Source organism: Georgenia subflava, from assembly GCF_009193155.1.
Lineage (GTDB): Bacteria > Actinomycetota > Actinomycetes > Actinomycetales > Actinomycetaceae > Georgenia > Georgenia subflava.
This window is the reverse complement of the sequence record NZ_VUKD01000005.1, coordinates 117,389-130,302: the sequence shown is the minus strand read 5'-3', so window position 1 is coordinate 130,302 and position 12,914 is coordinate 117,389. Positions and strand designations below refer to the sequence as shown.

Genomic DNA, 12,914 nt, shown 5'->3' with positions numbered 1-12,914 from the left:
CATCCATAGGAGCATCGTGCTGGATGCCCGCGTTGTTCACCACGACGTCGACGTCGAGGCGCAGGTCCGCCAGCGCCGCGGTGTCCGACAGATCCACCGCCCACGCCTCGCCGCCGATCTGCGCCGCCAGCGCCTGGGCACCGTCCGCGTCGACGTCGCAGACCACCACGTCGGCGCCGTGACCGGCCAGCTCGCGCGCCACGGCCGCGCCGATGCCGCTGGCGGCACCGGTCACGAGCGCCTTCCGGCCGGTCAGGCCGACGCCGTCGTCGTCTCTCATGCCTTGCAACCTATGTAGCCGACGACGGCGCCCCGATGGCTGATGTCCACATAGTTCGTGCCGTCGAGGTGTGGGAGAGAGGTATTCGCTGCGCGTAGGGAAGGATGGCCGCGTGAGCGACTACCTCTCCGGACCCGGCCCCATCGCCCTCGCGCACCGCGGCGGCGGGCGCGAGGTCCCCGAGAACTCCCGGGCCGCCGTCGAGCACACCCTCGCGCTCGGCCTGGGCTACCTCGAGACCGACGTCCACGCGACTGCCGACGGGGTGGTGGTGCTCTCGCACGACCCGACCGTCGACCGCGTCACCGACGGCACCGGGGCGGTCGGGGAGATGGACTGGGACCGGCTGGCGACGCTGCGTGACGCCTCCGGCGAGCGGCTGCTGCGGCTGGACGAGCTGTTGAGCGACTACCCGGACCTGCGGGTGAACATCGACGCCAAGGACGACGCCGTCGTCGGGCCGCTGGTGGACACGCTCCGCGCGGCCGGTGCCCTGGACCGGGTGTGCCTGGCCTCCTTCTCGGACGAGCGGCTGCGGCGGCTGCGCGCGGAGCTCGGCCCTGGCGTCGCCACCAGCCTTGGCCGGCGGGACACCGCCCGGCTCGTGGCCGCGGCGCGGCTGGGCGCCCGGGTGCGCCGCTCGGTGGCCGGTCCGGCCCAGGGCGCCGTGTGCGTCCAGGTGCCCCCGCGCTACCGGGGCGTGCCGATCGTCACCCGACGCTTCGTCGCCACGGCCCACCGCCACGGGCTGGCCGTGCACGTCTGGACCGTCGACGAGCCCGCCGAGATGGTGCGCCTGCTCGACCTCGGCGTGGACGGCCTCATCAGCGACCGGCCCCGGGTGCTGCGCGAGGTGCTGACCGCACGGGGCGCGTGGCACTGAGACGCCCGGCCTGGCGGGGCGTCATGATGGCCCCATGAGCGTCGACGTCCGCACCGACCCGCGCAGCCTGCGCACGCTCGACGCCCTGCAGCACGCGCTGACCGAGACGGTCCGGACGACGCCGCTCAGCCAGGTCTCGGTGGCCGAGCTGTGCCGGCGTGCCGGGGTGCACCGCACCACGTTCTACAAGCACTTCGCGACGGTCACCGAGCTCGCGCGGGAGACCCTCGCCGACCTGCTCGCCAGGCTCGAGGTCCCGGACGGGCGCGACGACTACGACGCCTGGCTCACTGCCCTCCTGGACCACGTCGGTGCCCACCGGCGCACGTACGCCGGTCTGATCGGGCCCGACGGCGACCCCGCCCTCGTGCGGGCGGTGTGCGACCGGCTCGTCGTGCGTTCGGAGGAGGCGCTGCGCGCCCGCGTCGGCGCCGAGGTACCCGACGCGGACGTCGCCGTCGGCGCCCGCGTCCTCGGGTTCGGCGCGTACGGCGCGCTGGAGGCGGTGCTCCTCGAGGCGGACCCGGCCGGGACCGCGGCGGCGTTCCTCCGCTCGCTGTCGCTGCCGTGGTCCGACCGACGCGCGCCGGACCGGTCGTCTGTCTGAGCCGTTCGGCCCGGCCCGGGCAGGGACACGAGCTTCCCGCTCGGAACGCGAACCTCCACCCGGGAAGCGAGAGTCCCGACCCGGGACGCGAGCTCCCCGCCCGGGAAGCGTGAGTCCCCACCCGGGAAGCGTGAGTCCACACCCGGGAAGCGAAAAGTCCCCGCCCTGTGACAGGACGAGGACTCGGCCGTGCCCCCTACTGGATTCGAACCAGCGACCTTCTGCTCCGGAGGCAGACGCTCTATCCACTGAGCTAAAGGGGCGCCGCTGCGGACAGCGCTTGGCGATGTTATCAGCCGCGGGGACTGCTCTTCACCCTCCGTCCGGAGACCGGCCCCGTGGGGGAGCACTCCCCATCGGATCGGCGGATCCGGGCGCGACACGCCGGTCGGCCGAGACCTAACCTGGCAGGAGAGCATCGGGGGCACGAGCCTCCGCCGAGGAGGAGCAGCCATGTCCCAGACGCCGCCGCAGGGGCGCGACGACCAGCCGGACGGGCACCCCGCCGAACCCACGGACGACGTCGAACCTCCGGCAGGCGAACGGTCGACCGAGGCCAAGGACCGGCAGCCGACGCAGGTCTTCCCGGCGCAGCAGCCGCCTGCCGTCGGCCCGGACTCCCAGGACACGCGGGCCCTGCCGGTACAGCCTGAGTCCGCCGTCGGGCCGGACTCCCGGGCCACGCAGGCCTTCCCGGTGCAGCCGCCGTCCGCCGTCGGGCCGGACTCCCGGGCCACGCAGGCCCTGCCGGTGCAACCGCCGTCCGCCGTCGAGCCGGACTCCCAGGCAACGCAGGCCTTCCCGGCACAGCAGCCGCCCGCCGTCGGCCCTGACTCCCAGGCCACACAGACCCTGCCGGTGCAGCAACCACCCGCCGCCGTTCCTGGCGGCTACGCCGGCCCGCCCACGCCCGGAGGACCGGCAGGCGGTCCGCCGTACGGCGGTGCCGCGTACGGCGCCCAGGTGCCGTACGGCCAGGAGCCCGAGAAGAGAAACACCTGGCTGGTCCCGGCCGTCATCGGCGTCGCGGTGGTCGTGCTCGTGGCGGCCGCCGTGTTCTTCCTCACCCGTGGTCCTGGCGCCGAGCCGATCGCCTCGCCAACCGCGACCGCCGGGCAGCCCGAGAACGCCACCGACGGTGCGGCGCAGGACCCCACCGGCGACGCCGCGCAGGACTCGGACGCCGCGCAGGACCCGAACGACGGGACCGTCCAGGACCCTGCCGGTGACGCCACCGCGCCCGCAGCGGGCAGTGAGCCGACCGGGCAGACCACCGAGGACACCCGCGTGGTCAGTGCCGACCCGCTCGAGCCGAGGGTCGACACCACCGTCACGGAGACCGAGTTCACGCTGACCGACGCCGGCTGGACCGAGCACGGCGACGCCATGGCCGCCGGGGCGCGTGAGGCCATCAGCGGCACCTACTCCGACGGCTCGGTGGACGTGCCCGTCACCGCCGCCGCCTTCGAGAGCATCGAGGACCAGGACGCCTACAGCCAGCAGCTGATCGCCGAGCTCGACGAGTCGGGCGCCACGCAGCTGGAGGACGGTCCCGTCTACCCGGACGAGACCGGGCACTTCTGGGCGTACCTGCTCGCCGACGGCGTGACCACCACCGTCGTGTGGCAGACGGACGACGGCGTGGTGCTCAGCCTCACCGGCGACCCCCAGGCCGTCCCGACGATCTACTCCAACATGCTCATCTGACCTCGCCGCCGCGCAGGCGCCCGAGGCGCTGTGACGAGGGCCGCACCCCGAGGCCTGGGGTGCGGCCCTCGCCCGCTCCCGTCCGCCTACTACCCTGACCCACGTGACACCTGCCGAGCTCGCCGCACTCATCCGCTCCGTCCTCCTCGAGGTCGTCGCCGCCGGCGACGTCGCACTGAACGCCGAGGACGTCCCCGAGCCCCGGGTCGAGCGGCCCCGTCAGCGCGAGCACGGCGACTGGTCCACCAACGTCGCCATGCAGCTGGCCAAGAAGGCAGGCACCAACCCGCGCGCCCTCGCCGAGCTCCTCGCCGAGCGTCTGGGTGCGGCCGACGGCGTCGCGGCCGCCGAGGTCGCGGGCCCCGGCTTCCTCAACATCCGTCTCGAGGCCGGCGCGGCCGGGGAGCTGGCCCGCACCATCGTCGACGCCGGCAGGGACTACGGCCGCAACGAGGCGCTGGCCGGTCACGTCATCAACATGGAGTTCGTCTCGGCGAACCCCACGGGCCCGCTGCACATCGGCCACACCCGCTGGGCCGCCCTCGGCGACGCCCTCGTGCGCCTGCTGCGCGCCTCCGGCGCCGAGGTCACGCCCGAGTACTACATCAACGACGCCGGCGCCCAGATGGACAAGTTCGGCGCCTCGATCCTCGCCCGCGCCGCGGGCAACGAGGTCCCCGAGGGCGGGTACCGCGGCGAGTACGTCGCCGACCTGGCCGCCAAGGTCGTCGCCGAGCGCCCGGACCTGCTCGACCTGCCCGCCGAGGAGGCCGTCGCCGTCGCCCGCGAGGCCGGCTACCGGCTCCAGATGGCCGAGATCCGGCAGACCCTCGAGGCGTTCAACGTCCACTTCGACGTCTGGTTCTCCGAGCGCGAGCTGCACGCGGGCGGCGCCGTCGAGGCGGCCGTCGCACGGCTGCGCGAGCAGGGCCACGTCTTCGACGACGGCGGCGCGGTGTGGCTGCGCACCACCGACTTCACCGACGACAAGGACCGGGTGATGGTCCGCGCCGACGGCACGCCCACCTACTTCGCCGCAGACGCCGCCTACTACCTGTCGAAGAAGGACCGCGGCTTCACCGGGAAGATCTACCTGCTCGGCGCCGACCACCACGGCTACGTGAACCGGCTCAAGGCGCTTGCCTCCTGCGCCGGGGACGACCCCGAGCGCAACATCGAGATCCTCATCGGCCAGCTCGTCTCCGTGGCCGGTGCCCGGATGAGCAAGCGCGCGGGCAACATCATCGAGCTGCGCGACCTCATCGAGTGGATCGGCACCGACCCGGTCCGCTACACCCTGGCCCGGTTCCCGGCGGACTCCCCGCTGACCCTGGACGGGGAGAAGCTGCGCGAGCAGAACATGGACAACCCGGTCTACTACGTCCAGTACGCCCACGCACGCACCCGCAACGCCTCCCGCAACGCCGCCGAGCACGGTGTGCCGCGCGCGACGTTCGACCCGGCCCGGCTGGACCACCCCGCCGACGCCGCCCTGCTCGGGTCGCTCGGTCAGTTCCCCGAGGTCGTCGCGCACGCCGCCCGGCTGCGCGAGCCGCACCGCGTGGCGCGCTACCTCGAGCAGCTCGCCGCGGCCTACCACCAGTGGTACGGCCAGACCCGGATCTCCCCCCGCGGGGAGGATCCCGTCGACGCCGGGCACACGGCGCGTCTGTGGCTCAACGACGCCACCACCCAGGTGCTCGCCAACGGCCTCGACCTGCTCGGCGTCTCCGCCCCGGAGCGGATGTGAGCGGCGCGCACGCGGCGGGCGCAGACCGGCGTCCCCTCCCGGCCCCCGAGCCCGACGGCACCCCCGGCGGGGTGTGGTCCACCGGCGTGCGCAGGGGCGACGACGGTGCGCTCGCCGTCGCCAGCCTCGACCTGAGCGACCTGGCGGCCGAGCACGGCACACCCGCCTACGTCCTGGACGAGGCCGACGTGCGTGCCCGGGCGCGCGCCTTCGCGTCGGCGTTCGACGCGGCCTTCGCCGAGGACGCCGGGCTGGCTGGTGCGGACGTCTACTACGCCGGCAAGGCCTTCCTCTCCCTCGCCGTCGCCCGGTGGGTTCACGAGGAGGGCCTGCGGATCGACACGTCCACCGACGGCGAGCTCGCGGTGGCGATCCGCGCCGGTGTGCCCGGCGAGGCGATCGGCCTGCACGGCAACAACAAGTCCGACGAGGAGATCCGGACCGCGCTGGCGCACGGCGTCGGACGCATCGTCGTCGACTCCCTCGTGGAGATCGAGCGGGTCGGTGCGCTCGCCGCCGCGGCCGGGGTGCGCGCCCCCGTCATGGTGCGGGTGACGACGGGCGTCCACGCCGGCGGCCACGACTTCATCGCCACCGCCCACGAGGACCAGAAGTTCGGTCTCTCGCTGGCCTCGGGCGCCGCGGGCAAGGCGGTCGAGCAGATCCTCGCCGACGACGACCTCGAGCTGGTCGGCCTGCACTCCCACATCGGCAGCCAGATCGTCGACCTCGCCGGGTTCGAGGTCGCTGCCCGCGCCGTCCTCGGCCTGCGCGCCGACGTCGCAGCCAGGACCGGGTACCTCGTGCCCGAGGTCGACCTCGGCGGCGGCTACGGCATCCGGTACACCGCGGCGGACGACGTCCCGCCCACCCCGGAGCAGATCGCGACCACCCTCGCCGACGCCGTCCGCCGGACCTGCGCCGACCTCGGCACCCCGGTGCCGCGCATCTCCGTCGAGCCCGGCCGCTCGGTCGTCGGTCCGGCCGGGCTGACGCTGTACACGGTCGGCACCGTCAAGGACGTCGCGCTCGACGACGGCGGCACCCGAACGTACGTCAGCGTCGACGGCGGGATGAGCGACAACATCCGCCCGGCCCTGTACGACGCCGCGTACACCGCGGCCCTGGCCGGGCGGACCTCCGACGCCCCGGACGTCACCGCGCGGGTGGTGGGCAAGCACTGTGAGAGCGGGGACATCGTGGTGACGGACGTCGCACTGCCCGCCGACGTCCGCGCGGGCGACCTGCTCGCGGTGCCCGCGACCGGGGCGTACGGCCGCTCCATGGCGAGCAACTACAACATGGTCGCCCGCCCGCCGGTGCTCGCCGTGCGCGACGGCCGGGCCCGGGTGCTCGTGCGTCGCGAGACCCTCGAGGACCTCCTCGGCCTCGACCAGGGCTGACCTGCTCGGCCCGCCCGGTGCCCGGAACCTCGACCGTCCGGTGCCGCGTCCGGTGCCCGGCGCCTCGACCGGCCGGTGCCGCGCCCGGCGCACCCAGCGCCTCGACGGCCGGTGCCGCGTCCGGTGCCCGGCGCCTCGACGGCCGGTGCCGCGTCCGGCGCAGCCGCCGACGCGGCCCCTCAGCGCCGGAGGGGCGCGGTCCGTCCGGCAGTGCACCCGGCAGCGGGCCCATCCGGCGGACAGCGTGCGGGTCCGCGGCCCCTGACCCCTATCCTGACCAGCGTTACCGCCCGACGTGGCCCAGCGCCACTGACCGATTCGGCCAGTTCGGCCAGGCACGTCGGCGACAGTCGAGAGGAGAAGCCGGTGAGCACACCGACCGACCGGAAGGACGACGTCGCCGGCGGCGTCGTGCGCATCGCCCTGCTCGGCTGCGGCACGGTGGGCAGCCAGGTGGTGCGCCTGCTCGGTGAGCACGCCGCGGACCTGCAGGCCCGCGCCGGTGCCCGCCTGGAGCTGGTCGGCATCGCGGTGCGCGACACGGCTGGCGAGCGGGCGCCCTGGGTGCCGCGCGAGCTGCTCACCGACGACGCCGCGGGCCTGGTCGCCCGCGCGGACGTGGTCGTCGAGCTCGTCGGCGGCATCGAGCCCGCGCGCACGCTCGTGCTCCAGGCGCTGGAGTCCGGCGCCACGGTCGTGACGGGCAACAAGGCGCTGCTGGCCGCCCACGGTCCCGCCCTGCACGGCGCGGCCGCGAGGGGCGGCGCGGACCTGTACTACGAGGCCGCCGTCGCCGGGGCCGTGCCGGTCGTCTACGGCCTGCGCGAGTCCCTCGCCGGCGACAACGTCAACGCCGTCCTCGGCATCGTCAACGGCACCACGAACTTCATCCTCGACGAGATGGCGACCAACGGCCTGAGCTTCGACCAGGCCGTTGCCCTCGCCCAGGAGCTGGGCTACGCCGAGGCCGACCCGAGTGCCGACGTCGACGGGCACGACGCCGCGGCGAAGGCGGCGATCCTGGCGTCGCTCGCGTTCCACACCCGCGTGAGCATCGACGACGTGCCGGTCACCGGCATCCGCGACGTCACCGCGGAGCAGATGGCCCAGGCGGCCGAGTCCGGCCACGTCATCAAGCTGCTCGCGGTGGCCCGGCTGAACCGGGACGCCCGCGGCATCAGCGTGCGGGTGCACCCTGCCCTCCTGCCGGCCACCCACCCGCTCGCCGCCGTCCGCGGAGCCTTCAACGCCGTCGTCGTCGAGGCCGAGTCCGCGGGACGGCTGATGTTCTACGGCCAGGGGGCCGGCGGCGCCCCGACCGCGTCCGCCGTGCTCAGCGACGTGGTGGCCGCCGCCGGGCACAAGGTGCACGGCGGGCACGCCCCGCGCGAGTCGACCTACGCCCAGCTGCCCGTGCTCGGACCCGAGTCGACGGCGGCCCGCACCCAGGTCCAGATCGGCCTGGCGGACGAGCCGGGCACCCTGGCGGCGGTCGCCGGCATCTACGGCGACAACGGGGTCTCGATCGAGAGCGTGCACCAGCAGCGCTCCGACGACGGCGTCGCCCGCATCACCATCATCAGCCACGTCTCCACCGAGGCGGCGCTGGAGCGGACCGTGGCGGGGCTGGCCGAGGAGCCCCGCGTGCACGAGGTCATCTCGGTGACGAGAGTCGAGGGAGAATGATGGCCCACCTGTGGCGAGGCGTGATCGAGGAGTACCGCGCACGGCTGCCGATCGGCGACGGCGACCCGGTCGTCACCCTCGGCGAGGGCGGCACGCCCCTGGTGCCCGCGCCGGCCCTGAGCGCACGCGTCGGCGCCGAGGTCCACGTCAAGGTCGAGGGGGCGAACCCCACCGGCTCCTTCAAGGACCGCGGCATGACCATGGCGATGTCGAAGGTGGCGGCGACGGACACCGAGCTGGTCGTCTGCGCCTCGACGGGCAACACCTCCGCCTCGGCCGCGGCTTACGCGGTCGCCGCCGGGCTGCGCTGCGCCGTCGTCCTGCCCGCGGGAAAGATCGCCGCCGGCAAGCTGGCCCAGGCCATCGTGCACGGGGCCACCCTGGTGGCGGTGGACGGCAACTTCGACGACTGCCTGCGCATCGTGCGCGAGATGGCCGAGAGCCACCCGGTCGCGCTGGTCAACTCGGTCAACCCCTTCCGCCTGCAGGGCCAGAAGACCGCCGCGTTCGAGGTGGTCGACGCCCTCGGGGACGCCCCGGACATCCACGTGCTGCCCGTCGGCAACGCCGGCAACATCTCCGCGTACTGGATGGGCTACAACGAGTACGCCGGGCGCACCACCGCAGCCTCCGTCGACGACGCCGCCACCCGGCTCGCGCCGGTGGCCACGAAGGTCCCGCAGATGTGGGGCGTGCAGGCCGAGGGCGCCGCGCCGTTCGTGAAGGGCGCCCCCGTGGAGCACCCCGAGACGGTCGCCACCGCGATCCGCATCGGCAACCCGGCGTCGTGGGCGTACGCCGAGGCGGCCCGGGACGACTCCGGCGGCTGGATCGACGCGGTCAGCGACGCCCAGATCCTCGACGCCCAGTCAGTCCTCGCTGCGGAGGTGGGGGTGTTCGTCGAGCCCGCGTCCGCCGCCTCCGTGGCCGGCCTGCTGCAGGCCGCCGAGCACGGCAAGGTCCCCGCCGGCGCGAGGGTGGTATGCACCGTCACCGGCAACGGGCTCAAGGACACCGCCACCGCGCTGGGCTCCACCGAGGTCGAGCCGCAGGTCATCGCCCCGACCCTCGAGTCCGCCGTCGCGGCTCTCGGCCTCTAGAGACGCCGATGCGGCTCGTGCGCGACGAGGTGCGGGTGCGCGTCCCGGCCACCTCCGCCAACCTCGGACCCGGGTTCGACTCCTTCGGCCTGGCCCTGGGGGTCTGGGACGAGGTGACCGTGCGCGCGGTCGCCGGAGCCACCACGGTCACCGTCGTGGGGGAGGGGGCCCAGGGCCTGCCCGACGGCGAGGAGCACCTCGTCGTCCGGGCGGTGCGGCTCGGTCTGGACGCGGTCGGCGCACCGCAGGCCGGGCTGGAGCTGACCTGCCACAACGCGATCCCGCACGGTCGGGGGATGGGCTCGTCCGCGGCGGCCGTGGTCGCCGGGCTGGTGGCGGCCCGCGGGCTCGTCTCCGAGCCGGAGTCGCTCGACGACGACGCCGTCCTCGCCCTGGCGTGCCGGCTCGAGGGACACCCGGACAACGCCGCACCGGCGCTGCTCGGCGGGGCCACCGTGGCCTGGGAGGACGCCGACGGCGCCCGCGCCGCGAGCGTCCCGGTCGCACCCTCGCTGCGCCCGACCGTCCTCGTGCCCGCCACGCAGCTGCTGACGCGCACCGCCCGGGCCGCGCTGCCGACGCAGGTGCCGCACGCCGACGGTGCGTTCAACGCCGCGCGCGCGGCCCTGCTGGTCCTGGCACTCGGCGGGCGCAACGAGCTGCTGATGGCCGCCACGGAGGACCGGCTCCACCAGGCCTACCGGGCGGAGGCGATGCCGGCGACGCTCGAGGCCGTGCGCGCGATGCGCGAGGCGGGCTGGCCCGCCGTGGTCTCCGGCGCCGGCCCCAGCGTGCTCGTCCTCGACCGGCTCGACGCCGCGACGGCCCGTGCGCTGGAGCAGCACGGCTGGCAGGTCCTCGACCCCGGGGTGCCACCGCGGGGTGCGCACCTGCTCTGACACGGGGGCGCGGGCTCGCCGACCGCCGGTAGCGGCCGCCTCCGGGCGCGAGCTCGCCCGCCCGCCGGCTCGCCGACCCGGGCGCCGGCCTTGCCCCGACCGCCGGTAGCGGCCGTCTCGAGCGGCGGCGTCCCACCGGCGATTCGTGCGTCGAGACCCCAGTGGACTGCTACGATTGGCGTGCACCGACTCCCTGCGGACGTCTTCCGCGCACCTGGGTGCGTCTACCGCGTCTTCGTACAGACGGAGCAACTGCCCCGACCGCCGCGCACTGTCGTGCCGCGTGCTTCCCCGGGGCCCTCACAACCTCCCAGCCATCCCGGTTGGGTACCCCCACCCGCGTCCGTGCACCCGGACGTTGCACCGAGGGAAGGAACCTCGTGACCGAATCTGTCGACGCCCCCCAGAGCGCTGGCGCCACCGCCCCGGCCGCCAAGGGCGGCTCGTTGACCACCATGCGTCTGCCCGAGCTCCAGGCCGTCGCCACCGAGCTCGGCCTCAAGGGCACCGCGAAGATGCGCAAGAGCGACCTGATCGCCGCCATCCGCGAGGCCCGGGGCAGCGCGCCCGCGAACGGCGCCGGCCGGACCCGCACCCCGAAGGCAGCCCCGGCCGAGGGCGAGCGCGCGCCGCGCACCAAGGCCCCCGCCCGGACCGCCGCACCGGCCGCGGAGCGCACCGCACCGGCTCCGGAGCGGACCGCCCCGGCCTCGGAGCGGACCGCCGCCCCGACGCACACCGAGCAGACGCTCCCGTTCGAGACCCCGGAGGCCCCTGCCCGCGCGGAGAGCGCCGAGCGGCCCCGTCGCGCCTCTCGCCGGGCCACCGCACCGGCCAGCGCCCCGACGGGTGCGCCGTCGGGTGCCGAGACGCAGGGCGCCCCGGCACCGAACGACGACGCCAAGGAGGCGCTCAAGCGTGAGCTGGCCGAGCGCGCCGCACGTGTCGACCCTGCCGGTGAGTCCGAGGAGGAGCGCGCCCGCCGTGCCCTCGACGCGCTCGGGGAGGCGGCCTCGCGCCGTCGTCAGGACGACTCCGGTCAGGACCGTCGCGGCCAGGACGGCCACGACCGTCGCCAGGGCGAGGCGGACCGGCGCGACGGCGGCCAGGACGGCGGCCAGAACGGCCAGCAGGGCAACCGCACCCGTCGGGACGACGACGACGGCAGCGGCCGCGGACGCCGGCGCAGCCGGGACCGCAGCCGCGGCGACCGCAAGCGTCGCGGTGGCCGGGGTCAGGACTTCGGCTACGACGAGCCCGTCGAGGTGGGCGAGGACGACGTGCTGCTGCCGGTCGGCGGCATCCTCGACGTCCTCGACAACTACGCGTTCGTGCGCACCTCGGGCTACCTGCCCGGCGCCAACGACGTCTACGTGACGCTGGGGCAGGTCAAGAAGAACGGTCTGCGCCGCGGCGACGCGATCACCGGCGCCGTGCGTCAGCCCCGCGAGGGCGAGCAGCAGGGCCAGCGGCAGAAGTTCAACGCCCTGGTCCGCCTGGACACGGTCAACGGCATGAGCGTCGAGCAGGCCCGCAGGCGGCCCGACTTCGCCAAGCTCACGCCGCTGTACCCGCAGGACCAGCTGCGCCTGGAGACCACCCCCAAGGCCATCACGCCCCGCGTGATCGACCTCGTCGCCCCCATCGGCAAGGGTCAGCGCGGCCTGATCGTCTCCCCGCCCAAGGCGGGCAAGACGATCATCATGCAGCAGATCGCCAACGCCATCGCGATCAACAGCCCGGAGGTCCACCTCATGGTGGTGCTCGTCGACGAGCGCCCCGAGGAGGTCACGGACATGGAGCGGATGGTCAAGGGCGAGGTCATCGCCTCGACCTTCGACCGTCCGGCCTCGGACCACACGGTCGTCGCCGAGCTGGCCATCGAGCGGGCCAAGCGGCTCGTCGAGCTGGGCCAGGACGTCGTGGTGCTGCTGGACTCCCTCACCCGCCTCTCGCGGGCGTACAACCTCGCCGCGCCCGCGTCGGGCCGCATCCTCTCCGGCGGTGTGGACGCCTCGGCGCTGTACCCGCCGAAGAAGTTCTTCGGTGCAGCGCGCAACATCGAGAACGGCGGCTCGCTCACCATCCTGGCCTCGGCCCTGGTGGAGACGGGTTCGAAGATGGACGAGGTCATCTTCGAGGAGTTCAAGGGCACCGGGAACATGGAGCTGCGCCTGTCGCGGAACCTGGCGGACAAGCGGATCTTCCCCGCCGTCGACGTCAACGCCTCGGGCACCCGCCGCGAGGAGCTGCTCATGGGCTCCGAGGAGCTCAAGATCATGTGGAAGCTGCGTCGGGTCCTGGGCGCGCTGGACCAGCAGCAGGCGATCGACCTGCTGCTCGGCAAGCTCCGGGAGACGAACTCCAACGCGGAGTTCCTCATGACGGTCCAGAAGACCACCCCGACGCCGTCGCACGACCCCGAGCTGGCGATCCGCTGAGAGATCGCTCACAACCGGTGGCCGCACGCCCCGGCAGGAACAGGGCGGGCGGCGCCGGTGTTGCACCACCGGTACCGACCCGCGGGCACGGTCTGGCACAATGTCTCGTCGGCCTCCGGTTCACGTGCGCGAGCGGCGTACGACCCGGGGCACTCACG

At 74.5% G+C, this 12,914-nt stretch carries 9 protein-coding genes, 1 tRNA gene and 1 pseudogene; 9 read left to right on the top strand and 2 right to left on the bottom strand.

Annotated elements, in window-relative coordinates; all coding sequences use genetic code 11:
• Position 1: 1 nt before the first annotated feature.
• Positions 2-280, bottom strand: a pseudogene (locus GD748_RS16540) (SDR family NAD(P)-dependent oxidoreductase); the annotation flags it as partial.
• Between the two features lie 112 nt (positions 281-392).
• On the opposite strand from GD748_RS16540, the gene GD748_RS16535 reads away from it, so the two are divergent.
• On the top strand, positions 393-1,163 hold the full coding sequence (locus GD748_RS16535; RefSeq protein ID WP_152196338.1) for a glycerophosphodiester phosphodiesterase: 771 nt from the start codon (positions 393-395) through the stop codon (positions 1,161-1,163).
• A gap of 34 nt (positions 1,164-1,197) precedes the next feature.
• Positions 1,198-1,770, top strand: a complete 573-nt coding sequence (locus tag GD748_RS16530) for a TetR/AcrR family transcriptional regulator (protein ID WP_152196337.1) — start codon at positions 1,198-1,200, stop codon at positions 1,768-1,770.
• 190 nt (positions 1,771-1,960) lie between these two features.
• Here GD748_RS16530 and GD748_RS16525 read toward each other — a convergent pair.
• Positions 1,961-2,033, bottom strand: a tRNA-Arg gene (locus tag GD748_RS16525).
• 190 nt (positions 2,034-2,223) lie between these two features.
• Between GD748_RS16525 and GD748_RS19640 the strand changes: the two genes are divergently transcribed.
• From GD748_RS19640 to rho, 7 genes are all read left to right on the top strand, one after another.
• A complete protein-coding gene (locus GD748_RS19640; protein WP_193312988.1) occupies positions 2,224-3,477 on the top strand; it encodes a hypothetical protein in 1,254 nt (417 codons plus the stop codon).
• A gap of 103 nt (positions 3,478-3,580) precedes the next feature.
• The gene (gene argS / locus GD748_RS16515; protein ID WP_152196336.1) at positions 3,581-5,227 is read left to right on the top strand and encodes an arginine--tRNA ligase; all 1,647 of its coding nucleotides are present in this window, start codon (positions 3,581-3,583) and stop codon (positions 5,225-5,227) included.
• Positions 5,224-6,630 (top strand): diaminopimelate decarboxylase, encoded by a 1,407-nt coding sequence (lysA, locus tag GD748_RS16510; protein WP_152196335.1) that lies wholly within the window; start codon positions 5,224-5,226, stop codon positions 6,628-6,630. The genes argS and lysA overlap by 4 nt, the downstream gene beginning before the upstream one ends.
• 366 nt (positions 6,631-6,996) lie before the next feature.
• Positions 6,997-8,316, top strand: coding sequence for a homoserine dehydrogenase (locus tag GD748_RS16505; RefSeq protein WP_226921492.1), 1,320 nt, complete (start codon positions 6,997-6,999; stop codon positions 8,314-8,316).
• The gene (gene thrC, locus GD748_RS16500; protein ID WP_152196476.1) at positions 8,316-9,416 is read left to right on the top strand and encodes a threonine synthase; all 1,101 of its coding nucleotides are present in this window, start codon (positions 8,316-8,318) and stop codon (positions 9,414-9,416) included. The genes GD748_RS16505 and thrC overlap by 1 nt, the downstream gene beginning before the upstream one ends.
• A gap of 8 nt (positions 9,417-9,424) precedes the next feature.
• Positions 9,425-10,315 carry a homoserine kinase gene (gene thrB, locus GD748_RS16495; protein ID WP_152196334.1) on the top strand — a complete coding sequence of 297 codons (891 nt, stop codon included), beginning with the start codon at positions 9,425-9,427 and terminating at the stop codon, positions 10,313-10,315.
• Positions 10,316-10,770: 455 nt separating this feature from the next.
• Positions 10,771-12,756 carry a transcription termination factor Rho gene (gene rho / locus GD748_RS16490; RefSeq protein ID WP_226921551.1) on the top strand — a complete coding sequence of 662 codons (1,986 nt, stop codon included), beginning with the start codon at positions 10,771-10,773 and terminating at the stop codon, positions 12,754-12,756.
• Positions 12,757-12,914 lie beyond the last annotated feature (158 nt).